This window comes from Pectobacterium betavasculorum (genome assembly GCF_000749845.1).
Classification (GTDB): domain Bacteria; phylum Pseudomonadota; class Gammaproteobacteria; order Enterobacterales; family Enterobacteriaceae; genus Pectobacterium; species Pectobacterium betavasculorum.
In genome coordinates this window covers 109,799-135,144 of the sequence record NZ_JQHM01000005.1, presented here as the reverse complement: position 1 = coordinate 135,144, position 25,346 = coordinate 109,799, and the positions used below count along the sequence as shown (strand labels likewise).

22 protein-coding genes and 1 pseudogene are annotated in these 25,346 nt (G+C 52.3%); 5 read left to right on the top strand and 18 right to left on the bottom strand.

Features of this window, described 5'->3' with window-relative positions:
- Positions 1–122: 122 nt before the first annotated feature.
- Together pelZ and KP22_RS13545 are read left to right on the top strand one after the other, a co-directional pair.
- Positions 123–1,400, top strand: coding sequence for a pectate lyase PelZ (gene pelZ / locus KP22_RS13550; RefSeq protein ID WP_039324736.1), 1,278 nt, complete (start codon positions 123–125; stop codon positions 1,398–1,400).
- Between the two features lie 237 nt (positions 1,401–1,637).
- Positions 1,638–3,308, top strand: a complete 1,671-nt coding sequence (locus KP22_RS13545) for a methyl-accepting chemotaxis protein (protein WP_039324734.1) — start codon at positions 1,638–1,640, stop codon at positions 3,306–3,308.
- A 65-nt stretch (positions 3,309–3,373) separates the two neighbouring features.
- Here the strand turns inward: KP22_RS13545 and ppiA are convergent, their stop codons facing one another.
- The 7 genes from ppiA to KP22_RS13510 form a co-directional block, all read right to left on the bottom strand.
- Positions 3,374–3,943: a peptidylprolyl isomerase A gene (ppiA, locus tag KP22_RS13540; protein WP_039304773.1), complete on the bottom strand. Its 570-nt coding sequence runs from the start codon at positions 3,941–3,943 to the stop codon at positions 3,374–3,376.
- Positions 3,944–4,234: 291 nt separating this feature from the next.
- Entirely contained in the window at positions 4,235–5,011 is a 777-nt protein-coding gene (locus tag KP22_RS13535; RefSeq protein WP_197061571.1) for an ABC transporter ATP-binding protein, read from the bottom strand.
- 44 nt (positions 5,012–5,055) lie between these two features.
- Positions 5,056–5,943: an ABC transporter ATP-binding protein gene (locus tag KP22_RS13530; RefSeq protein WP_081926249.1), complete on the bottom strand. Its 888-nt coding sequence runs from the start codon at positions 5,941–5,943 to the stop codon at positions 5,056–5,058.
- Positions 5,915–6,796: an ABC transporter permease gene (locus KP22_RS13525; RefSeq protein ID WP_156103744.1), complete on the bottom strand. Its 882-nt coding sequence runs from the start codon at positions 6,794–6,796 to the stop codon at positions 5,915–5,917. The genes KP22_RS13530 and KP22_RS13525 overlap by 29 nt, the downstream gene beginning before the upstream one ends.
- A gap of 38 nt (positions 6,797–6,834) precedes the next feature.
- Positions 6,835–7,875, bottom strand: a complete 1,041-nt coding sequence (locus KP22_RS13520; protein WP_039324730.1) for an ABC transporter permease — start codon at positions 7,873–7,875, stop codon at positions 6,835–6,837.
- A 133-nt stretch (positions 7,876–8,008) separates the two neighbouring features.
- Entirely contained in the window at positions 8,009–9,619 is a 1,611-nt protein-coding gene (locus tag KP22_RS13515; RefSeq protein ID WP_039304786.1) for an ABC transporter substrate-binding protein, read from the bottom strand.
- Positions 9,620–9,716: 97 nt separating this feature from the next.
- Positions 9,717–10,871, bottom strand: coding sequence for a mandelate racemase family protein (locus tag KP22_RS13510; RefSeq protein ID WP_039305331.1), 1,155 nt, complete (start codon positions 10,869–10,871; stop codon positions 9,717–9,719).
- A gap of 635 nt (positions 10,872–11,506) precedes the next feature.
- Here KP22_RS13510 and nirB point away from each other — a divergent pair.
- Genes nirB through cysG form a run of 3 tightly spaced genes read left to right on the top strand, consistent with a single transcriptional unit; the run spans position 11,507 to position 15,830 of the window.
- Positions 11,507–14,059 (top strand): nitrite reductase large subunit NirB, encoded by a 2,553-nt coding sequence (nirB, locus tag KP22_RS13505; RefSeq protein ID WP_039304790.1) that lies wholly within the window; start codon positions 11,507–11,509, stop codon positions 14,057–14,059.
- Complete coding sequence (gene nirD / locus KP22_RS13500) at positions 14,056–14,424, top strand: nitrite reductase small subunit NirD (RefSeq protein WP_039304793.1); 369 nt, start codon at positions 14,056–14,058, stop codon at positions 14,422–14,424. The genes nirB and nirD overlap by 4 nt, the downstream gene beginning before the upstream one ends.
- Positions 14,425–14,450: 26 nt before the next feature.
- Positions 14,451–15,830, top strand: a complete 1,380-nt coding sequence (gene cysG, locus KP22_RS13495; protein ID WP_039324728.1) for a siroheme synthase CysG — start codon at positions 14,451–14,453, stop codon at positions 15,828–15,830.
- A gap of 51 nt (positions 15,831–15,881) precedes the next feature.
- On the opposite strand, the gene trpS is transcribed toward cysG, so the two are convergent.
- From trpS to KP22_RS13440, 11 genes and pseudogenes are all read right to left on the bottom strand, one after another.
- Positions 15,882–16,886 carry a tryptophan--tRNA ligase gene (trpS, locus tag KP22_RS13490; protein ID WP_039304799.1) on the bottom strand — a complete coding sequence of 335 codons (1,005 nt, stop codon included), beginning with the start codon at positions 16,884–16,886 and terminating at the stop codon, positions 15,882–15,884.
- The gene (locus KP22_RS13485) at positions 16,883–17,587 is read right to left on the bottom strand and encodes a phosphoglycolate phosphatase (protein WP_039324727.1); all 705 of its coding nucleotides are present in this window, start codon (positions 17,585–17,587) and stop codon (positions 16,883–16,885) included. Before KP22_RS13485 ends, trpS begins: the two co-directional genes overlap by 4 nt.
- Entirely contained in the window at positions 17,580–18,257 is a 678-nt protein-coding gene (gene rpe, locus KP22_RS13480; protein WP_039304806.1) for a ribulose-phosphate 3-epimerase, read from the bottom strand. The genes KP22_RS13485 and rpe overlap by 8 nt, the downstream gene beginning before the upstream one ends.
- A 121-nt stretch (positions 18,258–18,378) precedes the next feature.
- Positions 18,379–19,191, bottom strand: coding sequence for an adenine-specific DNA-methyltransferase (gene dam / locus KP22_RS13475; protein ID WP_039304809.1), 813 nt, complete (start codon positions 19,189–19,191; stop codon positions 18,379–18,381).
- A gap of 79 nt (positions 19,192–19,270) precedes the next feature.
- A pseudogene (locus KP22_RS13470) lies at positions 19,271–20,271 on the bottom strand (SPOR domain-containing protein).
- A 149-nt stretch (positions 20,272–20,420) separates the two neighbouring features.
- Positions 20,421–21,506 (bottom strand): 3-dehydroquinate synthase, encoded by a 1,086-nt coding sequence (aroB, locus tag KP22_RS13465; protein ID WP_039304813.1) that lies wholly within the window; start codon positions 21,504–21,506, stop codon positions 20,421–20,423.
- 51 nt (positions 21,507–21,557) lie between these two features.
- A complete protein-coding gene (gene aroK, locus KP22_RS13460; RefSeq protein ID WP_005969451.1) occupies positions 21,558–22,079 on the bottom strand; it encodes a shikimate kinase AroK in 522 nt (173 codons plus the stop codon).
- Positions 22,080–22,430: 351 nt separating this feature from the next.
- Entirely contained in the window at positions 22,431–23,705 is a 1,275-nt protein-coding gene (gene hofQ / locus KP22_RS13455) for a DNA uptake porin HofQ (RefSeq protein ID WP_081923403.1), read from the bottom strand.
- Positions 23,706–23,811: 106 nt separating this feature from the next.
- On the bottom strand, positions 23,812–24,198 hold the full coding sequence (locus KP22_RS13450; RefSeq protein ID WP_039324725.1) for a DNA utilization family protein: 387 nt from the start codon (positions 24,196–24,198) through the stop codon (positions 23,812–23,814).
- Positions 24,195–24,782 carry a hypothetical protein gene (locus KP22_RS13445; protein WP_039324723.1) on the bottom strand — a complete coding sequence of 196 codons (588 nt, stop codon included), beginning with the start codon at positions 24,780–24,782 and terminating at the stop codon, positions 24,195–24,197. The genes KP22_RS13450 and KP22_RS13445 overlap by 4 nt, the downstream gene beginning before the upstream one ends.
- Complete coding sequence (locus tag KP22_RS13440) at positions 24,775–25,344, bottom strand: PilN domain-containing protein (protein ID WP_039324721.1); 570 nt, start codon at positions 25,342–25,344, stop codon at positions 24,775–24,777. Before KP22_RS13440 ends, KP22_RS13445 begins: the two co-directional genes overlap by 8 nt.
- Positions 25,345–25,346: the final 2 nt, after the last annotated feature.

Sequence of the window (25,346 nt, the reverse complement as noted above, 5' to 3'; positions counted from 1 at the left end):
ATTATCCTGTGCTAGCAGGAGCCTGTAAGCGAGCTTAATGCCCATCGGTTTATCCTTCGGGCCATACTTGAGCGAGCCCTAGGGGCTCGCTCATTTTTATCGTTAATATTCAAGGAAATGAAATGAAACGCTCTCTTCTGTTCGCCGCACTGTTTAGTGCCAGCACAGCATTCAGTGTCGGCATACCGGTGGCCAGTGCCGCCACACCGGCAGCACCGGAGTTGAAAGGATTCGGAACGGATACCGTAGCAGGCAGCGGTGGACGCATTATTCGCGTCACAACACTGGCTGCTTCAGGGGTAGGTTCACTCAGAGAAGCACTGGCGGTTAAAGGGCCACGTATTATCGTTTTCGAAGTCGGCGGCATTATCGACCTGAATAAAAGCGACCTTCGATTAACAGAGCCGTTTGTCACCATCGCTGGCCAAACCGCCCCTTCTCCCGGTATCACGATCATTCGTGGAGGAATGGGGATCAGTACGCATGATGTACTCATGCAGCATATTCGTTTTCGCATCGGCGATGCCGGTACGGGTAAAAAAAGTGGCTTTGAACGCGATGTTTCAATCAACGGCAAAGATGCCTATAACGTGGTGATCGACCACTCCAGTTTCGCCTGGGGGACAGACGAAAACCTGTCTATTTCTGGCCCACGCTACGACGGGCCGCAGGGCACAGCACACCGCATCACACTCTCAAATAATATCGTTGCGGAAGGCTTATACGACTCGGCTCATACCAAAGGTATTCACTCGATGGGGACGCTGGTTCACGATAACGTGACCGACGTGTCGATTGTAGGCAGCCTGTATGCTCACAACAACGAGCGCAACGCCTGGTTTAAGGCTGGCTCAACGGGCGTTATGGTCAACAACCTGATCTACAACCCAGGTATTTGGGGCGTTCGTGTTGGCGGCGTAAAAGGAGAGTGGGAAGGGAAAACCATGCCAGCCCGCCCACGCGTTTCCGTTGCAGGTAACGTGATGCATTACGGCGAAAATACCAAAGCAGGCTTAGGACTGGTAGGAAGCAACAGCTCTGGTGATGTCTGGATGTCAGATAATCTCGCATACGATGCCAAGGGCAAAGCCGCTCCGCAAACGTCAGGTACTGGGATTACTTTACTCAAAGTGTCCCCTGTGTGGCCTGCGGGCTTAACGGCATCACCAGCCAGCGTCGTCACCAATCAGGTACTGCAAAGCGCAGGCGCACGTCCCAAAGATCGTGATGTCGTCGATAAACGTATCGTAGACAGCGTCAAACAGCGGAAAGGTGGCTTTGTAAACAGCCAGGAAGACGTGGGCGGCTACCCCGTTGCAACAGCAACCTACCGTCAGTTAAACGTACCGAGTTCCGGCGTGGATGCCTGGCTACAGCAGATGGCAAAAGCGCTGGAGTAACACGCTGGCTGAGACGTTAAGATCGCCAAAGGCCACATCTGTGGCCTTATTCGCAGCCGCAGAAATACATAAGTGATTAGAAACAATTCAAGCTCATATATAACATGCCGATAACACACTTAGGGCGGCTCGTCGCGTTCTCGGACAGCCTGTATTTTCAGGTAAACAGCAAGGAGGCAAAAAATCCCCTTTCAAAAGCGGGAACTTAAAAATCATAACCTTACCAGGGTTTACATTATGAATTTCATTCGCAATACCAGAATCAGAACAATGATGATTCTGATACTCGTTCTATTCTCCTTTCTTTGGGGCGGCGTATCGATATTCGCGCTCTACTCATTAAACCAGCTAACCTCGGAAATTGATCTCACTAACGTTCAGCAAAATAACGGCGACATCATTAACGGTGCCAGCGGGCAGTATTATCGTGTCGAGAACTCAATGGCTCGGGCGATAGAAGCCAGAGAGAAAAACAACGTAGAAGCATTCATGCAGGAGCTGCAAGCATCCTCTGCCGAGATTGATAAACTCAGAGCTGGTTTGCAAGAATTTCAGGTCGTTGATCACGGCAACATAGATCCAAAGACAGTAGACATCATTTACAACAGTTCTTATGAACTGTTCAGTAAAGCTATCGTCCCTATGTATGATGCCGTAAAGGCAGAACGTTTCGACGAGTTCAAGCAGCTATCCAGCGTGCAATATCGCGACCTGCGGAGGAATTTCACCACGGCGATAGATCAATACAACGGTGTGATCGATCGTCTGAAAAATGAAGCACAATCCCGCATTGCCGACTGGGTAAGTTGGTGCCAAAAAATGCTGATTGCGGCATTAGTTGCCGGTCTGATTATCGTGACTCTGACGGATCGCTATCTGGCGCAATTTGTCATCCGCCCACTCGATTTGATTAAACAACACCTTCAGGTGCTATCGGTCGGGCAGTTGCACACCTATCTTGAACAGAGCGGAAAAAACTGCGTGGGTAAATTGATCCCGTTTGTCCAACAGATGCAGGATAACTGGGTAAAAACCGTGTCCGACATTCGTTCTAGCGCCGAACAGATCTACCGCAGCTCGGGCGAGATTGCCTCCGGCAATACAGATCTATCCTCACGTACCGAGGAACAAGCCTCCGCATTGGAACAAACCGCCGCCAGCATGGAAGAACTGAGCGCCGTGGTAAAACAAAATGCGGAAAACGCCGGTCAGGCCAGTATGCTGGCGCAAAACGCCTCCAAAACCGCTAACGAAGGCGGCAATATCGTGGACGGCGTTATCAAGACGATGAACAGCATTTCCAGCAGCTCGCAGAAAATTTCCGACATCACCACGGTTATCAACAGCATTGCCTTCCAGACCAACATTCTCGCGTTGAACGCTGCGGTGGAAGCCGCACGTGCCGGAGAACAAGGCAGAGGGTTCGCTGTCGTGGCAAGTGAAGTGCGCAATCTGGCGCAGCGGAGTGCGCAGGCAGCGAAAGAGATCGAAGGGCTAATCGCCGAAGCGGCAAATAACGTCACCATCGGCTCGCAGCAGGTTACGCTGGCAGGTAACTCGATGGACAACATCATGAAGGCCATCACTAACGTCACCGACATTATGGGGGAAATCGCTTCCGCCTCCAGCGAACAGAGCAAAGGCATTACTCAGGTTGGGGCTGCTGTCGTGGAGATGGACAATGTCACCCAGCAGAACGCCGCGCTCGTCGAGGAGTCAGCCGCCGCCTCTTCTTCTCTGGAAGAACAGGCACGTCACCTGACGGAAATCGTAGCGATATTTAAACTTTCTGCCGCAGACGAGTCTGCAAGAACGAAAGCCGCGCCATCAGCCAAAAAAGCAGTGGCGGCTCTTGCGCCGCAGAAAGCGCTGGCTGGTCAACACGAAACGAACTGGGAAACCTTTTAATCTCAATGCTATTTCAGCCGTCTCATGGCGGCTGAAATAGGCTTAATGCCAGCAGAGATAGAGAATCAGGGCAATATTTTCGCGGATTGGATCACAACTGGCGTAGTCGGTACGTTCTGATAAGGGCCGACATTTTTCGTTGGTACCTGTGAAATCTTATCTACGATTTCCATGCCCTTCACCACTTTACCGAACACGGCATAGCCAAAATCGCGCTGGCCGTGATCGAGGAAAGCGTTGTCCGCTACGTTAATGAAGAACTGGCTGGTCGCACTGTCTTTATCAGATGTGCGCGCCATGGCGATTGTACCGCGCTGGTTACGCAAGCCGTTATCGGCTTCATTTTTGATCGGCGCATTTGGCGCTTTCTGATTCATTTCGCCGGAAAAGCCGCCACCCTGCACCATAAAGCCAGGGATCACACGATGAAATGTCGTCCCGTCATAAAAACCGTTGTTAACGTACTCGACGAAATTTTTTACCGAAACCGGTGCCTTTTGGTTATCTAAAGACAGTTCGATATTGCCTGCGGACGTCGTCAACAGCACATGAGTGGTGTCGGAAGCCGCAAAGGCTGGGGAAAATGCCGCCAGTGAAATAAGGGCCGCCGCAGCAACCAGAGTACGTTTGAACATGAGAATTCCTTTTTGAAGAGGCCGACTACAGAAAGCGTAATGATTGTAAGTATCCACACTCTTCAACGCTACCCATTTACCTTTTTTTACGTATAAAAGTCTGTTCGTAACCAACTGTGAGCGAAACCTGCATGAAAGATAAAAAAGGGCCGATTGCTCGGCCCTGAAAGGCTGAATCTCAGGGATGAGATTCATATCTGCGCAGCTCGAGCTTACAGCTACCGTCTTGAGCGTCAAAGGGACGTACTTGCAGCGTCTTTACGATCTACCCATTATCAACGCTCAGCAAACTCATCCCATACGCTCTGAGCGCACCGCCAGATCGCGACTGTATTGACGGCTGGCATCCACCAGCATCGAGGTGTAAGCATCTTTCGGTACATCACTGGTCAAATCGTCGGTTTCCAGCGTTTCCAGTATCTTGCCGTATTGCATCACCGCCACTTTATGGCACAGATGAGAAATCACGCCCAAATCATGCGTCACCATCAGGTAAGTCAGTTTTTCCTGCTGCTGCAACTCCGTTAGTAGATTAAGAATTTCCGCCTGCACCGACACATCCAACGCCGATGTCGGCTCATCCAGCAGCAGCACTCTCGGCTCCAGAATCAACGCCCGCGCAATCGCCACACGCTGACGCTGCCCACCCGAAAGCTGATGCGGATAACGACGACGGAAGTGCGTTCCCAGCCCGACCTTTTCCAGCAAGGTATCGATACGATCGTCACGATCGTCAAAACGATGGATCGACAGCGGTTCTTCCAGAATCGCCTCCACCGTATGACGAGGGTGCAGCGATCCGTACGGATCCTGAAACACCATCTGAACCCGACGGCAGCGCGCCTGATCGATCCGGTGCGCCAGTTTCTTTCCGTCAATATGCAGCGTGCCTTCCCAATGATTAAAAAGCCCGGCCAGACACTTCAGCACCGTGGTTTTACCGGAACCCGATTCCCCTACCAGACCAAAGATATCGCCATCGTTGACGGTAAGGTTCACATCGTACAACACCTGATTCTTCGCACTGCCGTGACCAAAAGAGAGATTCAGGTTATTCACTTCGATCATCGGCTTGCGCTGACTCATCGCTTCAGTTGCCATGATTATCCCCTTTATCCATTGATCCAGGCTGGATCGCGATTCATCACCGGCAAACGCGGGCGTCGGTGGTCGATATCCGGCAGCGAATTCAGCAACCCACGCGTGTACGGATGCTGTGCGTTGTCCAGATCGGCGGCAGCAATCGACTCCACAACCCGCCCTGCATACATCACCAGCACCCGATCGCAGAAGCTGCGCACCAGATTGATATCGTGACTGATAAAAATCAGCCCTAGACCGCGTTCACTCACCAGATCGTCCAGCATGGCCAGAACCTGCAAACGCACGGACACATCCAGTGCGGAGGTCGGTTCATCGGCAATTACGATTTCAGGCTCAGTAATCAACATCATCGCAATCATGATGCGCTGCCCCTGCCCGCCTGAGATTTCATGAGGATACAGATGGTAGACACGCTCTGGCTGACGAATCCGCACCACGTCCAGCATCACCATGACCTTTTCCTTCGCCTCGCGGTGCGACACCTTATGGTGCGCCAGATAGGCTTCGGCAATCTGATCGCCGACGCACACCACCGGATTTAGCGAATATTTTGGATCCTGCATAATCATGGAGATGCGCTTGCCGCGAATCTGACGCATCCGCGCCTCATCCGCTTTCAGCAAATCGGAATCACCGAAACGCAGCTTGTCTGCCGTAATCCGTGCACTGTGTGGATGCAGTTGTAACAACGCACGGCCGACCGTCGATTTACCGGAGCCGGATTCGCCAACAATCGCCAGCTTTTCACAGCCCAGTTGGAAGGAAACACCGCGCACGGCGTCTGTCACCGCGCCACGGTTAACGAAGCTTACCCGCAGATTTTCCACTTCCATCAGGGGCGAACTTCCCGGCGCACGTTGAGAAGACTTATTCAGTTCTGGGATCGAGGATGTCACGTAGGCCGTCTCCAAGGAAGTTGAACGCCAGGCTGTTAATCAAAATCGCCAGCCCCGGAATAGTTACTAACCACCAGCACTCCATCATGTAACGACGACCCGCAGAGATCATCGCACCCCATTCAGGATCGGGCGGCTGTGCCCCCAACCCCAGAAAGCCCAGACCCGCGGCTGTCAGAATGATGCCCGCCATATTCATGGTGATACGAATAATCACCGACGGCAGGCAGAGTGGCACAATATGGTGCAGCAGAATGCGGATAGACGATGCCCCTTGCAGCTTAACCGCAGAAACAAAATCCGCGTGACGCAGCGACAGCGTCTCCGCCCTTGCCAGACGCGCAATCGGCGGCCAGGCCGTCAGCGTAATCGCGATCACCACATGATCCAGACCGGGACCGAGTGCTGCAACGAACGCCAGCGCCAATACCAGGCTGGGGAAAGAGATGAAAATATCGGTGATACGCATCAGGATGGTATCGACGATACCGCCGTAATACCCAGAAATCACACCCAACGCCAGCCCGATCGGCCCAACGGTGACCGACACCAGCGCAACGATATACAGCGTGATGCGAGAACCGTAGACCAGACGACTAAACACATCGCGCCCAAACTCATCGGTGCCAAAGTAATGTGCCGCACTCGGCGCCTGTAGCGCGTTAGCCAAATCCTGTACCAGCGGGTCGTGCGTGGCGATCCACGGCGCGAAAATGGCAACCAGCATCAACATCAGCACAATCGCGGAACCAATCGCGGTCAGCGGGTTGCGCAGCATCGTCAAGAGAAACCCACCGATTCGTGCCCCGCGTAGCCGCAGACGGCTTACGCGTTTTTCCGGCGGTGTCCGCATTACCGACTCACGAGTGGCTGGCTGCTCAGAGGAAATATTCATGCGTTCGTCCTCGGATCAAAGATTTGATACAACATGTCCGACAGCAGGTTAAGCGTCACGAAGATCAACCCCACCAGCAGCACACATCCCATAACCGCGTTCATATCCCCCAGTAGCAGACTGCCCGTCAGGTAGGAACCGAAGCCCGGCCATGAGAAGACCGTTTCGATCAGTACCGCCCCTTCCAGCAACGAGCCATACGCCAGTGCCACCACCGTCAGAAGCTGAACCAGAATATTGCGAAACGCATGCGCCCAGACAACACGGAACTCAGACAGTCCTTTCACTCGCGCAGTAATGATGTATTCCTGTGAAAGCTGCGCCAGCATGAAGCTGCGCGTCATACGGCTGATATAAGCCAGTGAATGGAAACCGAGAATCGTGGCAGGCAGCACCAGATGGTTCAGCGCACTGCGGAACACATCCCACTCACCTGCCAGTAACGAGTCCAGCAGCAACAGGCCGGTACGGTTCTCCACCAAACCATCGTAGGCCATATCAACCCGCCCAGCGCCGCCAACCCAGTTCAGCCAGGCATAGAACACCAGCAGCCCCATCATCCCAACCCAGAATATCGGCGTGGAATAACCGGCCAGACTAATGAAACGCACCACATAATCTGCCCACTTACCGCGTCGCGCCGCAGCCAGCACGCCTAGCGGCACGCCCAGACCCGCGCCCACGATAATCGCCATGGTGGCCAGTTCGATGGTGGCAGGGAACACCCGGATAATGTCATCCATGACCGGTCGCCCAGTCAGGAGCGCATTGCCCAGATCCCCATGCATCAGCGAATTGAAGTAAATAAAGAACTGTACATACAGCGGCTTATCCAATCCCAGCTGTTGGTAAACCTGTTGATAGGTACTTTGGTCGGCATCCTGTCCGACAATAGCCAGGACTGGATCGATTGGCATCACGCGGCCGATCACGAAGGTCAGGATTAATAACCCGAACAGCGTGACGACGACCTGAAACAGACGTTTTGCCAAACGACGCAGTACTCCACCCGGCTTGATCCAATCAGAGAAAACCATGTTCTTTCTCCTGATATCCCGGTGAGCGGCTGACAGCAAATCACCACTCACGCGGTCATCTCTTTTTGACGTATCTGATCGGGATGATTAGCCGGGAACGCATCGGCTAATCATCCGGTTTAACGTGTGGACACTAGCGCTGCTTATACACCTCGCGCAGATGCGTCGTGGAGGACGGGTGCGGCACATAGCCTTTCACGTCCTTACGCAACACCACAGAATCGATCATCTGCGACACCGGAATAATGGCCGGGAACAGTTCTTCATAGCGATTCTGCACGTTGATATACATCTGCTTCTGTTTCTGAGGATCTTTCTCCAACAGCGCCTGATCGATCATGTCGTTCAGAGGCTTATCGTAGAAAGACGTGCGCCAGCCTTGGAAGTTGGTCAGTTTGGCTTCGTCGCTGTTGTCGGGGTTATAAACAACAGAACGCAGGCTGGAGTGAGGATGCGGATCAACGCCGCCACCGCCGCGACCAACCAGCATATCGAAGTTACGATCGCGCATCGCGCCGTAAACCTGATTCCCAGTACCGGAGATGATTTTGGCTTTGATGCCGCCCTGTGCCAGCGTGGACTGTACCGATGTCGCCAGATTCAGGAACGGCTGATCGGATAAGACACGCAGCGTGGTTTCAAATCCATTGGGGTAGCCTGCTTCGGCCAACAGCGCTTTAGCACGTGGCACGTCCAGCTTGTAGCCAGGATCGGGTAACGTCGCGTCCATCCCTTTTTGGATCGGGCGCTGATGATAGAAACCATAGCCAGGCATCACCGTCTTATTAACGCCATCGTAATCAATCAGGTAACGAACCGCTTCGCGCACTTTCGGTTTAGCGAAGTATTCATTTTTCAGACTCATGGCAACGTAGTACAGCGTGCCTTTTTTCACCTCATCAACCACAACGTCTTTGTCTTGTTTCAATGCGTTGATATCCGGCACCGACATCCCAGAAGCAACATCAATGTCGCCTTTTTCAATCATCAGACGCAGCGCCTGTGATTCGGTCATGTGGCGGAAAATCACGCGCCGCATTTTCGCGTCACCCTTCCAGTTGTTCTCAACCTTACTGATGCGCAGCACGTCTTTCGCCTGCCACACGTCCAGCTTGAACGGACCGGAACCGGCTTCGTTCGTCGTCAGCCAGCCGTTACCCCAGTCACCGTTTTTCTCATGCTTCATGACCGTTTTGCTGTCCAGCACCGAGCCGCTACCCAACGTCGCCAGCGAATAAATCACCAGTTTGGGGTCGTTCGGTTTAGGCAGTTCGATTTCAACAGTGTGAGCGTCTTTGGCGCGGATCATTTTCTCCACGTTTTGCGCGGTGAAGCCGTAGGATTTCCACGTCGTGGCCTGTGCCATGTTGAGGTTAAGCAGACGTTTCATCGACCAGGCAAAATCTTGCGCTGTCACGGGGTTGCCGGAATGGAATTTGGCGTTATCCACGAGATTGAAGGTAATGACGTTGCCCGCATCATTGACGCTCCAGCTCTTCGCCAAAGAAGGCAGGATGTTACTCAGGTTGGCAGGATCGAGCACCACCAGCGAGTCATAGAGATTGACGATAATGCCCACCACTTCGTTACCGGTCATGGCGGCCGGATCGAGTGAGAGCATATTGTTCATGTTCATCCCCACGATCAGCTGATCGTCAGGGGTTTTTGCCGATAGAATGGCCGGCGTTGCGGCCATGCAGAGTGAACCTAACAGCAGGGTACGGAGTATTGCTCGTGCTTTCATCATTATTCTCCAAGGTGTGGGAGCATGGAAGACGACAACTTTTTATTTTTTAGGTAAGGCTATCTTTCAGATCGAACAAAAAAACATTCATAAAAAACTATTCTTTACTTAGGGTATGCTCCTCAATCCAGTCAAAATTGATATCTTCTCCCAGCCCTGGACGTTGCGGCAGATGTACAAAGCCCTCGTCATCCATCGGATCGACAATCGAATTCAGATAAGCAGCAGGTTCGTCGTAATCGAGGAAAGGATGCAGCAGCCCGCGCTCATACCAGCGGCAGTTTTTGATCGCCCCAACGACATTGAGGTTTGGCGCGCCGTTACCGTGGACTTCGCAGTCCATGCCGAAGGATTCCGCCAGGCTCGCGACTTTCATACATGGCCAGAGACCGCCCACGCCTTGCACGCCCGCGCGTAAAATGTCGCATGCGCCTTCTTTAACCCAGTCAGCGCGGCTGAAATATTTACCTGACAGGCTTTCCGGCCCGATCACATCGATATCCAGACTTTTGGTCAGCCAGCTGTAAGATGCCATGCTTTGTTCTTCCATCGGCTCTTCAAACCAGGTGAAATCGAGCTTTTGCAGTTCACGGCCGATGTACAACGCATCGCTACGGCTATACCAGTGGTAGCCATCCAGCATCAGACAGATGTCTGGGCCAACCGCTTCACGCACCGCCGCACAGGCTTGTACGTCGATCTTCGGGCTGGGTGCGAACGACACTGGCGGCATCCAGGTGTGCAACTTAATGGCTTTATAGCCGCGCTGCACCAGCTTTTCTGCAAATTGGCCAAACTCCTCTGGCGTCGATAAGCCACCTTCCAGCTCATCACCACACATGGTGCTACCGTAAGCAGGGACTTTTTCGCGATAGCCGCCGAGCAGCTTATGCACTGGCATGTTCAGCACGCGGCCTTGCAGATCCCACAATGCAGACTCCACAATCGACAGTGCGCGGTCGGTCAGTTGGTTGGCGCTGCCGCGTTGCCAATGCACCAGATCCTGCCAGAGGCGCTCGCGGTCGAACGGGTTCTGCCCAATAAGCACTTTGCGAAAAAAAGCATTAACGATATGAGGACGAATCACTTCCGGCGGCGCGAAAGCGTAACCTTTTTGACCGTCATCCGCCGTGATGGTCAACAGCGCCATCTTGGCCTGATTCTCTGCTCCCGGGTGTGAATGACCCGCACTGTCAGAAACCCGACGTGTGGGATAAGTGAAGACGGTGACATCAATTGATTCTATTTTCACGTTGTTACCTGCCTTGATGTTTAACACAACTCATGTACGCGATTGCGAATGTAAGTCGCATAAAGAATTAAAGAAGAACTCCACTGACTGTGTTGGGGCGGTAGATAAAAAGCACCAATATCTTTCTGGTACGACCTTATAATTCGATCGGCATCACAAAAAAGAAATAACGTGCTAATTAAAAAAAAATAGCGTTTTATTTTTAATTATTAAGGTTGTTACGCCGTTAGTCATTAGGCAATTTCTTTCATATGAAGAAATTATGTCGCGGATAACTGTGCAATTGCACATAAAGTTGTGAGCATTATCACCAGAAAATTTCATATCCTTATTAAATAAGTGGATAATCCTTTAGTTTTATTTTTGAGCTATCACGATCGTGCATGATTCATGAGAGGGATGATTACTCTGTTAGTGGATTGGCCGCTAATCAGTCCGCTTCTGACCAAAAGCGTGCTATAGATCTCATTTTTGCCAGTCACTAAAACCTCAACAAAAACCAAGGCTTAATAAAAAATAAGCAAAATCATAAACATACCCACAAAGTAGTATATAAAAGACAACTTGATATACATCAATAAGCGGCCTTTTCAGCGCGATAAGGTAGCCTCAGAAGAAACAATTTTGAGGCAGAAATGAACAAAATCAGACTCGCTGTTATCGGTAACGGGATGGTTGGCCACCGTTTTATCGAAGAGTTGCTGGATAAGGCCCCAACGTCCACCTACGATATTACCGTTTTTTGTGAAGAACCCCGCGTCGCCTACGATCGTGTCCACCTCTCTTCTTACTTCGCCCACCACACGGTAGAAGAGCTTTCTTTAGTACGCGAAGGCTATTACGAAAAGAATGGCGTTAAGGTTCTCCTAGGTGAACGCGCCATCACCATCAACCGTAGTGAAAAAGCGATTCACTCCAATTCCGGTCGTACCGTGTATTACGACAAGCTCATCATGGCAACCGGCTCCTATCCCTGGATCCCGGCAATTAAAGGATCAAACGGGCAAGACTGTTTCGTTTACCGCACCATTGAAGACCTGAATGCCATCGAAAACTGCGCCCGCCGCAGCAAACGCGGGGCGGTGATCGGTGGGGGTCTATTAGGTCTGGAAGCGGCTGGCGCACTGAAACACCTTGGCGTGGAAACTCACGTCATTGAGTTCGCCCCTGTGCTCATGGCCGAACAGTTGGATGCACAGGGTGGTGCCCTGCTGCAACGCAAGATTGAAAACATGGGTGTGCGCGTACATACCGGCAAGAATACGCAAGCTATTCAGCATTCTGGTTTGGAAAACCGTAAGACGATGGTGTTTGCCGATGGCAGCACGCTGGAAGTCGACTTTATCGTGTTCTCTACCGGTATCCGTGCGCAGGACAAACTGGCACGCCAGTGTGCGCTGGAAATCGGCCCACGCGGCGGTATCGCCATTAATGACTGGTGCCAAACTTCCGACCCTGACGTCTACGCCATCGGCGAATGTGCCGCCTGGCAGGGAAGACCGTTCGGTCTGGTTGCGCCCGGCTACAAAATGGCACAGGTCACCGTCGACCACCTGTTAGGACACGAAAACCGATTCCAGGGTGCCGATATGAGCGCCAAGCTCAAACTGATGGGTGTGGATGTCGGCGGGATTGGCGACGCGCACGGCCATACGCCGGGCGCACGCAGCTACATGTGGCTGGATGAAAACAAAGAAACCTACAAACGTCTGATCGTCAGCGCTGACAACAAAACGTTACTCGGTGCCGTACTGGTCGGCGATACGCGGGATTACGGCAACCTGCTGCAATTCATGCTGAACAAGATCCCGCTGCCGGATTCCCCGGAAGCGCTGATTCTTCCGGCTACGGCTGGCAGTGCGAAACCGACACTGGGCGTTGATGCACTGCCGGAAAGTGCGCAAATCTGCTCCTGCTTTGATGTGTCCAAAGGCGATATCATCAAAGCGATTAACGGCGGCTGTCATACCGTCGCTGCCCTTAAGGAAACCACCAAAGCCGGTACTGGCTGCGGCGGCTGTATTCCATTGCTGACACAGGTATTGAACTCGGAACTCAGCAAGCAAGGGATTGAAGTCAATAATCATCTGTGCGAACACTTTGCCTATTCGCGTCAGGAGCTGTACCACCTGATCCAAATAGAAAAAATCAAAACGTTCGATCAACTGCTGGAAAAACACGGTTCAGGCTACGGCTGTGAGGTCTGCAAACCGACCGTCGCATCCCTACTGGCTTCCTGCTGGAACGAATACGTGCTCAAGCCGCAGCACACACCGTTGCAGGATTCCAACGATAACTTCCTCGGCAATATCCAGAAAGACGGCACTTATTCCGTCATTCCACGCTCCGCAGGTGGAGAGATCACACCGGATGGCCTGATCGCCATTGGCCGCATTGCGAAACAATATAATCTGTACACCAAAATGACCGGTTCTCAGCGCATGGCGCTGTTTGGCGTACAGAAAGACGACCTGCCTGACGTGTGGGCCCAGCTCATCGAAGCCGGATTTGAAACGGGTCACGCTTACGCCAAGGCGCTACGTATGGCAAAAACCTGCGTCGGCAGCACCTGGTGCCGTTTTGGCGTTGGCGATAGCGTGGGCTTTGGCGTCGAACTGGAAAACCGCTACAAAGGCATCCGCACCCCGCACAAAATGAAATTTGGCGTCTCCGGCTGTACGCGGGAATGTGCAGAAGCACAGGGTAAAGATGTGGGGATTATCGCCACCGAAAAAGGCTGGAACCTCTATGTATGCGGCAATGGCGGAATGAAGCCGCGCCATGCCGACCTGCTGGCAGCCGACTTAGATCGCGAAACCGTAATCCGCTATCTGGATCGCTTCATGATGTTTTATATCCGTACAGCCGATAAGCTCCAGCGTACGTCCGTCTGGCTGGATAATCTCGAAGGCGGCATCGACTACCTACGCAATGTGATTGTGAAAGACAAGCTGGGCATTAACGATCAGCTTGAAGCCGATATAGCGCGGCTGCGAGAAGGCTACGTCTGTGAATGGCAGGCCACGCTGGAAGACGCGGAAGCACAGAAACGCTTTACTCATTTCATTAACAGCCCGGAACGTGACCCGAACGTGCAAATGGTGAGTGAGCGTCAGCAACACCGTCCGGCGCGCCCTGCTGAGCGCATTGGAGTGAAACAGATTGAAATAGAGGGTGAAAACGCATGAGCCAGTGGACGACCGTATGTAAGTTAGACGACATCCTACCCGGTACTGGCGTCTGCGCACTGATCGAGCAGCAACAGATTGCCGTGTTCCGACCACGTAACGATGAGCAGGTTTACGCCATCAGCAATATCGACCCCTTTGCACAGGCTAGCGTATTAAGTCGTGGGATAGTGGCGGAACATCATGAAGAACTGTGGGTCGCAAGCCCATTGAAAAAACAGCATTTCCGCCTTCATGATGGCTTTTGTCTGGAGGACGGTGCCTATTCTGTTGCAGCATATGATACTCAGGTAATAAACGGTGATGTGCAAATATCCATCGCAGACCGTGACATCGCGGTTGATAATAGCCAACCATTACCCTAATAACCTAAGTTTTCAAGAGGCGTTACATGGATTACCTGCCAATATTCTGTCAGTTGCACGATAAACCTTGTCTGTTGGTAGGAGGCGGTGAAATAGCCGAGCGCAAAGCCCGGCTATTGCTCGATGCTGGCGCAGTGATTACTGTCAATGCGCTCGATTTTAACGATCAGTTTCGGATGTGGGAGCAGGATGCGCAATTAACGCTGGTACGCGGCACTTTCGATCCTACGCTATTGGACGAGGTGTGGTTGGTCATTGCCGCTACCGACGATCAGGACGTCAATAACCATGTCTATGCCAGCGCCAGCAAGCGCCGAATTTTCTGTAACGTGGTGGATTCACCAGAACGCGCCAGCTTCATTATGCCGTCGATCATCGATCGTTCACCGCTGATGGTCGCGGTGTCTTCTGGCGGCGCTGCACCTGTATTGGCTCGGCTACTGCGGGAAAAGCTGGAAAGTATTCTGCCGCAAAATCTCGGTAAGCTGGCGACATACGCAGGTGAATTGCGCAGTCGGGTCAAAAGTCGGTTCCGCAATATGAGCGCACGCCGTCGCTTCTGGGAAAAACTCTTCGTACACGATCGGCTGGCTCAGGCGCTGGCCAATGACAATAGCCAGAGCGTTCAACAACTGACGGAACTGCTTTTCTCCGCGCCGCTCGATGACCGGGGTGAGGTGACGCTGGTCGGTGCAGGGCCGGGCGATGCGGGATTACTGACGTTGAAAGGCCTACAGCATCTACAACAGGCCGACATCGTGGTTTACGACCGACTGGTATCGAAAGAGATTCTCAACCTGTCGCGCCGCGACGCAGAACGAATCTTTGTCGGCAAAGCGTCTGGCTATCACAGCGTTCCTCAAGATCAAATCAATCAGTTGCTGGAAGAAAAGGCACGAGCGGGGCATCGGGTCGTCAGGCTGAAAGGCGGCGATCCCTTTATCTTCGGTCGTGGTGCCGAAGAGCTAGAGCACCTGCAACAGGCGGGCGTACCGTTCTCTGTCGTTCCTGGTATTACTGCCGCGTCGGGCTGTTCAGCCTACAGCGGTATTCCGCTTACCCATCGCGATCGCTCACAGGGCGTCAGGCTGATCACCGGACACGTCAAGCACGACACCGATCTGGACTGGTCGAGCCTCGCGACAGAAAAACAGACGCTGGTGTTTTACATGGGGCTTCAGCAGGCTGAGCACATTCAAAGTAAGCTCATCGAACAGCGGTTACCAGAAACCGTGCCTGTCGCCATTATCGAAAACGGTACCTCAACTAAACAGCGCGTTCTGACTGGACAGCTCTCCCAACTGCGCGAATTAGCACAGCAGGCCAGCAGCCCGAGTTTGATCATCATCGGCAATGTTGTCGGGCTGCGGGAAAAATTGAGCTGGTTCTCTGACCAGAGAATATAACAAGACGTAAAAGAACCCGTCAGGAGAAAACCTCCTGACGGTGATTAAGATTTACGGGCGGGAAACAAAACCGACGGCGTCGTAGACTTTCTTCAGCGTTTCCTGCGCGCGAGCACTCGCTTTGTCAGCCCCTTCACGCATGATCTGTTGCAGGAAAGCCTCATCGTTACGGTAGCGATGATAACGCTCTTGCAGCTCAGACAGCATACCGGATACGGCATCCGCTACCGCGCCTTTCAGGTGACCATACATCTGGCCAGTAAACGCCTGCTCCAGCTCAGGGATGCTTTTTCCCGTCACACCAGACAGAATATCTAGCAGGTTCGATACCCCGGCTTTATTCTTCACATCATAGCGAATGACTGGCGGCTCATCAGAATCGGTCATTGCGCGTTTGATCTTCTTCACCACCGCTTTCGGATCTTCCAGCAGCCCAATAACATTGTTGCGGTTATCGTCGGACTTGGACATCTTCTTGGTCGGTTCCAGCAGCGACATCACGCGCGCGCCCGACTTCGGAATGAACGGTTCAGGCACTTTGAAAATATCGCCATACAGGCTGTTGAAGCGCTGACCAACGTCACGGCTCAATTCCAGATGCTGCTTCTGATCTTCGCCCACTGGCACCTGATTCGTTTGATACAGCAGGATATCCGCCGCCATCAGCACCGGATAGTCAAACAAACCGGCGTTGATATTCTCTTCATAACGCGCGGATTTATCTTTGAACTGCGTCATGCGGCTCAACTCGCCGAAATACGCGTAGCAATTCAATATCCAGCTCAATTGGCTGTGCTCAGGCACGTGAGACTGAACAAAAATGGTGCTCTTTTTCGGATCGATGCCACAGGCCAAATACAGTGCCAACGTATCCAGCGTCGCTTTTCTCAGCGCCTGCGGATCCTGACGTACCGTGATGGCATGCAAATCCACAATGCAATAGATGCAGTCGTAATCGTCCTGCATGTTGACCCACTGACGTAACGCCCCCATGTAGTTACCAATGGTCAATTCACCAGACGGCTGCGCACCGCTAAATACAATGGGCTTGCTCATACTAAGGGTTCCTGATTGTGTGAAGAAGAATGCCCGATCAGGGGCAAAATATCGGCAAAACGATCCAGAACGACATCGGGCTGACTCCGCTCGATCGCTTCACCATAGTTATAACCATACGTCATACCAACACTGCGGCAGCCCGCGGCCTGTGCCGCCTGAATATCATTGCGGGAATCGCCGACGAACAACAGTTCGCTAGCGCGCAGCCCGAGTTTACCGAGTACCAGATAGAGTGGCGCGGGGTGAGGCTTTTTCACAATGACATCATCGCCACCGATAATCAGCGAAAAATAGTCGCCGATTCCTAATCCTGACAACAGCGGCGCAACAAACGGCGTGGGTTTATTGGTCACCACCGCCATCGGAACGCCTTGCTGTGCCAACTGCGCCAGCGTCTCTTTAACCTGCGGGAACAGCGTGCTGCCGCTATCTACCGTCTGCGCATAATAGCTGTCGAACCGCTCACGGGTTTCCTGCACGCGTGCAGCAGTCGGCTCAACGCCAGCCCAACGTAGCGCTCGTTCAACCATCACGTCCGCACCGTTACCAATCCAGGTTGAGACACGGGCTTCGCCCGCCGCAGGCAACGACTGTGCGACTAATGCCTGATCGATAGCCGCCGCCAGACCCGGCGCACTGTGAATCAACGTACCGTCCAAATCAAAAGCCAACCCGCGAATCGCGGTTAATTCAGCCATGTTTCGTCCCTGAGATTTCATTACGCATTTGATCAATGACAGCTCGGTAATCTGGATGACCGAAAATAGCCGACCCCGCCACAAACATGTCCGCGCCCGCTTCAGCAATCGCGCCGATATTCTCCACTTTAACGCCGCCATCGACTTCCAGTCGAATGTCGTAACCGCTGTCATCGATCAAGCGACGAACCTGACGCAGTTTATCCAGCGTACTGGGAATAAAGGACTGACCGCCAAATCCAGGGTTAACCGACATCAACAAAATGATATCCAGCTTATCCATGACGTAATCAAGATAACTTAGCGGGGTCGCAGGGTTAAATACTAGCCCTGCCTTGCAGCCGTGATCCTTGATCAGTTGCAGTGAACGATCGAGGTGATCCGTGGCTTCGGGGTGAAAGGTAATGAAACTGGCTCCCGCGTTGGCGAAATCGGGGATGATACGATCGACGGGTTTCACCATCAGGTGGACGTCAATCGGCGCGGTAATGCCGTAATCGCGCAGGGATTTCAGAACCAGCGGGCCAATCGTCAAATTTGGCACATAGTGGTTATCCATGACATCAAAATGGACCACATCAGCCCCAGCAGCCAATACCTTAGCGGTATCTTCACCAAGACGGGCAAAATCAGCCGACAAAATGGACGGCGCGATTAAAAACGGTTTCATTCATTTCTCCAAACGGTAAAGTCTGAATGCCTGCGGGTAACCTATCCGGCTAATGAGGTCACTTGGACGACATTAACCGATTCACTGCGCTCTGTTTACCCCACCTGTACACAAAATGGTATTACCGATATAGGGCTAATAACTCGTTTACTTTACTACGCCCTAAAATATTACGGCTAATCGTTCTGCGCGCTTTAACAACATAAAGCACCGCTTCCTGATACCACTCACGAGTCAGTAACGTGTCATGATTGGAAATCAGTACCGGAATCTGGCTTTCTGCTGATAAACGGCGCGCCAATTGCGCCAAACTCTGCTGGTCGGCACGGCTGAAGTTATTGGTGTGATAGGCCGTAAAGTTCGCGGTCGCAGACAGCGGCGCATAAGGCGGATCGCAATAAATAACCGATCCCTTCTCAGCTTTTTCCAGCGTGTCCTGATAATGCTCACAGACAAAAGTGGCATTTTGCGCTTTCAAGGCGAACCAGCGAATTTCTTCTTCAGGAAAATAGGGTTTTTTATAGCGCCCGAAAGGAACATTGAATTCACCGCGCATGTTGTAACGGCACAGACCGTTATAACAGTGGCGATTCAAATAGAGAAACAGCAGCGCACGACGATAGGCATCGCTGCAAAGGTTAAATTCTTCACGCAGCAGATAAAACGTCTCTGACGTGTTTACCTCATCCGTGAACAGCTTACGAGCGTCGGTAACAAACTCATCTGCATTCGATTTAACAATATTGTAGAGATTAATCAGGTCGCTATTAATATCAGCCAGTATGTAGCGATCGTATTCCGTATTCAAAAATACGGAACCCGCGCCAACAAAGGGCTCAATAAGACAGTCTCCTGCGGGTAAATAGCGACGAATTTCTTCTACCAGCGGATATTTACCACCAGCCCATTTTAAAAAAGCGCGGTTCTTCTTCATGCCGTCGTTAGTTACTCATACGTTTCAGAGCCGCGGATTGTACTCTGTGTCAGACAGCACATCAGGGCTAAAATTGGTATTACTTATTCAAGTCCTGCTTCACCTGGCGGATCGGCTTAACCCATGGTTTTTTCGCTTGTACCTCTGCGGCAACGCGGCAATCGCCTGTTTCGCTTCCGCAGAAGAAGCATAGACTCCGGTCACTAACACATACCAGGATTTTCCGTCTCGTTTGGTTTCATACACCCATGAATGGGCGAGGTTATGCTGTTTCGCGTAGGCTTTCAGCGTGTCTGAGCGTGAAGCGCTGCTCAGTTGCAAAGTAAAGTGGCTGGCAGGCGCATTCTGTACGGAAGCGTTCTGTCCGGCAGCCGTTGGAGCCGCTTTTGCGTGAGTAGCAGGTTTACTTGCCGCTGGCGTTTTTGACGCGCTAGTCGCGGCAGGCTTGGCGTTGCTAGCGTGTGCAGACGTCGTATTGTGCGTATTTTTAGCCGATGTTGCTGGCGTTTTCCCCGCTGGAGCAACCGTTGCAGGTGCCGTCGGCAGCGTCGAATTTCCTGCCGTACCCTGAGAAAATTCGCTAACACGCCCCTGCTGTTGCGACAACGCATCCGTGATATTACCCGGCAGCTCGATACGCTGCTGTCCTGTCACAGGCTGTTGAACCTGCGCATCGGTCGGCGTACCAGAAATCGGTGGTGCGCTTAATGTTTGAGGCGACATCGGCGCTTGAGAAGACGCCTGCGCTGGTGTTTGACCATGACTGACATCGCCAGGAACTGCCGTAGGGTTCTCACCCTGCGAACCTTGAGTCATGGGCGACGATGAAGAGAGATCGATATTTCGCTCTCCACCCGCTTGATTTTGCGTCTGTGACGTTTGTGGCTGAGAAGGTGCCTGCAAAGCAGAGCCAATACCCACGATCAGCAGCACCAGCACCACAATCCCGATGCCAATCATCAGGTGCTGTCTGGATAGCGCGATTTTTGGTACCGCGAAATTACTGCTTTTTTGCTGACGAGTAGGTCGACGGTCACTGGTATCAGGCTTCAGCTCATCTTCCGGCTTGAACTCATCCATTTAACATCTCCCCACTAAAAAGCTCGAATCCGCCACGAGGTCGCCAAGGCGAATCATTGAATCGTAACGCATTGTATTTTATTAACCATAACCCATCAGGGCGCGTCTGTCGTTAATACTTCTGTTTCATAACTGGCTACCGTTGCGTATCAGGCAAGGCAATCTGTTATCGAAGCCAACACTATGTCATGTGCTACACCACCGCGAACTTCTGACTGACCAATTGCCGTTGGCAGAACCAGACGTAACTCACCCGCCAATACTTTCTTGTCGCGCATCATGTGGGGAAGATAGGATTCAGGCACCATTTGCGTCGGGCCGTTCACTGGCAGACCAGCACGAACCAGCAGAGATTTGACTCGCTCGACATCCTCAGCGGAGAACTGCCCGAGGCGACGTGCCGTGTGTGCAGCCATCACCATGCCTGCCGCAACCGCTTCGCCATGAAGCCAGTTGCCGTAGCCCATTTCCGCTTCGATAGCATGACCGTAAGTATGGCCCAAATTGAGCAGTGCACGCATACCACTTTCGCGTTCATCTGCTGCGACCACTGCCGCTTTGATTTCACAGCAGCGTCGAATGCAGTAAGCCAACGCGTCAGGCTGTAGCTCACGCACTGCCTCAATATTTTCTTCAAGCCAAAGAAAGAAGTCACGATCCAGAATAATGCCGTACTTGATGACTTCCGCCAGCCCGGATGACAATTCCCGTGCCGGTAAAGATTTCAGGCAGTCCAGATCGATCACAACCGATACGGGCTGATAGAACGCCCCGATCATGTTTTTACCTAACGGGTGATTGACGGCGGTTTTACCACCGACGGAGGAATCTACCTGCGATAGCAGCGTTGTCGGCACCTGAATGAATCGGACGCCACGCTGATAGCTGGCTGCGGCAAAACCGGCTAAATCACCGATGACACCGCCCCCCAGGGCAACAATCGTCGTATCACGGCCATGCGGCTTCGCCAACAGCGCGGTAAAAACCTGATCCAATACGGTCAGCGATTTATATTGCTCACCGTCAGGTAAAATAACCTGATCGACATGCACGCCATTGTTTTCCAGCACACCACGAACGCGGTCAAGATACAGAGGGGCCAACGTCTGGTTGGTCACCAGCATGGCCTGTTCCCCCGCTTTTAACGGCATAAAAGAAGCCGAATCATTAAATAATCCGGCGGCTATCGTAATGGGATAACTACGTTCCCCTAGTGTTACGGTAATTCTTTCCATGCGCGTTAAACAACCCGTTCAGGATCCGCTCAATGCGGATAAGGTATGCTCTTAGTTACTTTCCAGCATATTGATAATCTGGTTAGCAACGACCTTAGCACTTTGCTCGTCAGTCCGAATGGTAACATCAGCGATTTCTTCATACAGCGGGTTCCGCTCTTTCGCCAACGCTTCCAATACTTCACGTGGAGGGGTTTCAACCTGAAGTAACGGACGCTTCTTGTCACGCTGCGTGCGGGCCAGCTGTTTCTCGATTGTCGTTTCCAAATAAACGACAACGCCGCGCGCGGAAAGACGATTGCGCGTCTCACGTGATTTGACTGAGCCACCGCCTGTCGCCAGTACGATGCCTTGCTTTTCCGTCAATTCATTAATGACTTTCTCTTCACGATCGCGGAAGCCTTCTTCGCCCTCCACATCGAATACCCAGCCCACATCAGCTCCAGTGCGTCGCTCAATTTCTTGATCGGAGTCGAAAAACTCCATATTGAGTTGCTGAGCTAACTGACGGCCAATAGTGCTTTTGCCGGCACCCATAGGCCCAACCAGAAAGATATTGCGTTTCTCTGCCATGTTTTTTGGTATTACTAAGACAATTCGTTAATGATAACCCGCCCCGCCAATTAACCCAGCGGCGGGACCTAAACTGAAACCTCATGAGCGATAGTGCGAGAATCAGACAAAAAATTATCTCAAGACTCAGGGTAGTTTGGCAACCGAATAAAATGTCACACCGACCTCAGGTGGCCAATGTAGTATGTTTTATCGACATTTTCGGTGGAACAACACTTCAGTGCTCAATTCGCTAACCCTTGTAAGCTAAATCCGCCGCAGCGTCAAACGCATAAGCGCCTAACGTGACAAAATATTGCTCCCTGTCCGAGAAGAAACTACCGTATAACATCAGAGCCAGACTGGGTTTACTCATAATGATGCGGGGATCAGCGTCGGTGTAATGAAAATGACCAATTCTCGACGCGTATGCTGTTGAGTATGGTTTCTGAACAGATGACCAAATACGGGAACCTCACCCAATATTGGCACCTGCCGGTCGGTGTTTTTCTTTTGCTGCTGGAAAATACCGCCTAATACGATGGTTTCGCCGTCAGCAACCGTCACCTGAGTTTGGATTTCCTGTTTATCGATCGCTAACGCCTCGCCGTTATCACCTTGCTTAATCGTCTGTCCCGGCATGTTTTGGCTGATTTTCAGGTTCAGCGTAATACGTCCGGCACGCAGAATGTCAGGTGTGACTTCCATGCCTAATACCGCCTCTTTGAATTCGATAGACGTCGATCCGCTGGCACCGCTGGAGACCTGATAGGGAATTTCCGTGCCTTGTTTAATGCTGGCAGTTTGCTGATGTGCGGTAAACAGACGGGGACTGGCGATAATTTCGACCTGGCTTTCCTGTTCCAGCGCCATTAACTCCAGATCCAGCAGGCGTCCATTCAACCGCGCCAGATGGAACCCGGCATTGATCGCTGGCGTATCCACTGGCAGACCAACATTAAAATTATTCAGCCTGAGCGCTTTGTTCGCCGCGCCCCCTTCACCCAGCCCCCAGCTAACACCCAGCGCCTGCAAGTGTTCACTGCTGATAGTGACAATATGTGCCGCCAGTTGTACCTGCGCTAACGGTAGGTCGAGCGCTTTCACCCACGGTTCGAGCTGTGCCATAGCCTCTTCCGTATCGCGAATCAACAGGGTATTTGTCCGTTTATCCACGGTTACGCTGCCGCGCGTAGAAAGCAGCGTCCCATGTTGTGCCTGAACGCTGGCCGCCACTTCCGTGGCATCAGCATACTGCAAGGCCACAGCAAGATTATGTAGCGGTAATTTCTGCGCCAGCTCCGCCGCATGTTCGTCCCGTTCTTTCTGCAAGGCGTTAAGGTGATCAGCAGGGAAAACCAGCAGCACATTGCCATTGCGCTCTACGCTGAGCTTCCCCATGCGTAAAACAATATCCAACGCCTGCTGCCAGGGAATATCTGCCAGCCTTAAACTGAGATTCCCCGTCACGCCTGGCGCAATTACCACATTGAGCTGCTGGTGATCGGCTAATGCCTGTAACACGCGCGATATCGGTGAATCTTCAAACGCTATCGATACCGGACTCTCCGCACTGGCCTGACACGGCACGCTGAGAAGCAAAAGACAGCTCCACGCCACCACCCGACATAACATCCTTATATTCATAACCTTCCTTGTTATCGAGATACGCTGTTATCAAAAAATAGCCGTTATCAAAAAATAATTGTCAAAAAACGGCTTTCAAAACAAAGTGTCGCCAGAGAGGCTTCATCTATCCCACTGGCCTATTGATAAACGGAGAAGCCAGCAGCAGCTTATCAGGCAAGCCGTCACAGCCTGCCTCACCCGCCGTCGGAACCAGTTTGGCTCCTGATTTGTCCAGTTGACTGACCAGCCAGTTTCCTGGCGGGATCGTCTCGCCACTTGCCAGCCGGAGCCACCCCACAGCCTCTGGCTGCGCTAACCAACCAATCCAACGATCGCCAGAGCCAATCACGCCTTTTAGCTGCCACGGTGGAAATGTCGCTGAAGGTAAACAACGCGCAGTAGCCAAAGGATGAAAAGGGTCTATGCGTTCTGCGCGTTCTGCGCGTTCTGCCTGCACGCTATGTGGCAAGAAGAGCAACATCAATACAATACAAAGCGTGATATGACTCATGGCGCACCCTCTGGCCTGATTAGCGATAGCTCAACCTGTAACCGAGGCATTCCTAATGATGGCTCCGTTTGGACGATATCGGCCTTTACAGTAAGTTGCGCAATTCGCAGTACATAAGGTAACGCCGTCAACTCACGAAGCACCTGCAACACACTCGTGTAATCGGCGCTAAATGCCAATTGCCAACGTTCCTGAGGAGGCTCACCTGCGTGAGGCAAAGCGGGCTGCCAGGACAGCAAAGAAGCACCGGCTTGTGACAAAGGCTCGACGATAAGCTGTGCCAGCCCGTCGGGCTGAAAAGGTGCGGCTTGCGCGGTCCTCTCCGCTAATTGCGTACGTAACACCGATAACGGCGGCATCGCGTCTAGTTTTTGTTGCACTTCCTGTATATCCAAGCGCGCCTGAACGGTTTGTACTTCTATACCAATAGCAGTTTTCCAAACTTCACCGACGAGAAACCAGCCTGATAGCAATCCGGCAGCGGCAACAAACGTCAATTGAATAACGAGCTGCTGCCATAACGGCTTATTGATGAGCCTCGGCCAGTTCAGCACGACATCAATGACGATCGCGTGATTAATCATGGTTTCCCCCCGCTGAGGAAACGCTGCTACCGCGCCAGTCGGCCTGAAAGGAAAAGCGCAGCCCAGTATTCGCACCGCGCTCTCGGGACGTATACAGCAACTGCACACGTTCGACTGACACATGGCGCAATAATGCATGCTGTAGCATGATGATATCGTGATAGTTTTCGCTTACACCGGACAGCAGCAGATGCGATCCGCGATCGGTTAGTTCCGTCAGCCACAGACGTGCAGGCATCATGCCAGCAAGCTGGTCTAACAGATGGAAGTTACGACGATTGTCATGCTGGACTATCGCCTCGGCACGTTCTTGCACCTGATATCGACGTAACGTTTCTCGCGCCTGATGGGTCTGTTGATACAACGTCGTCAGTTGCTGCTGCTGAGCCACCTCAGCATTGAGTACATCTTGCGCACGTTGCTGTCTGTGCTGCCAAAGTAGATACACCGCCGCGATAAGGCAGAACATCAACCCCGTCTGGAGCCAAAGCAACACTAACCAACAACGAGCGCGCTGACGCATCTGAGTTTTACGCCAGGGTAAAAGATTAATTAGCAGCATAG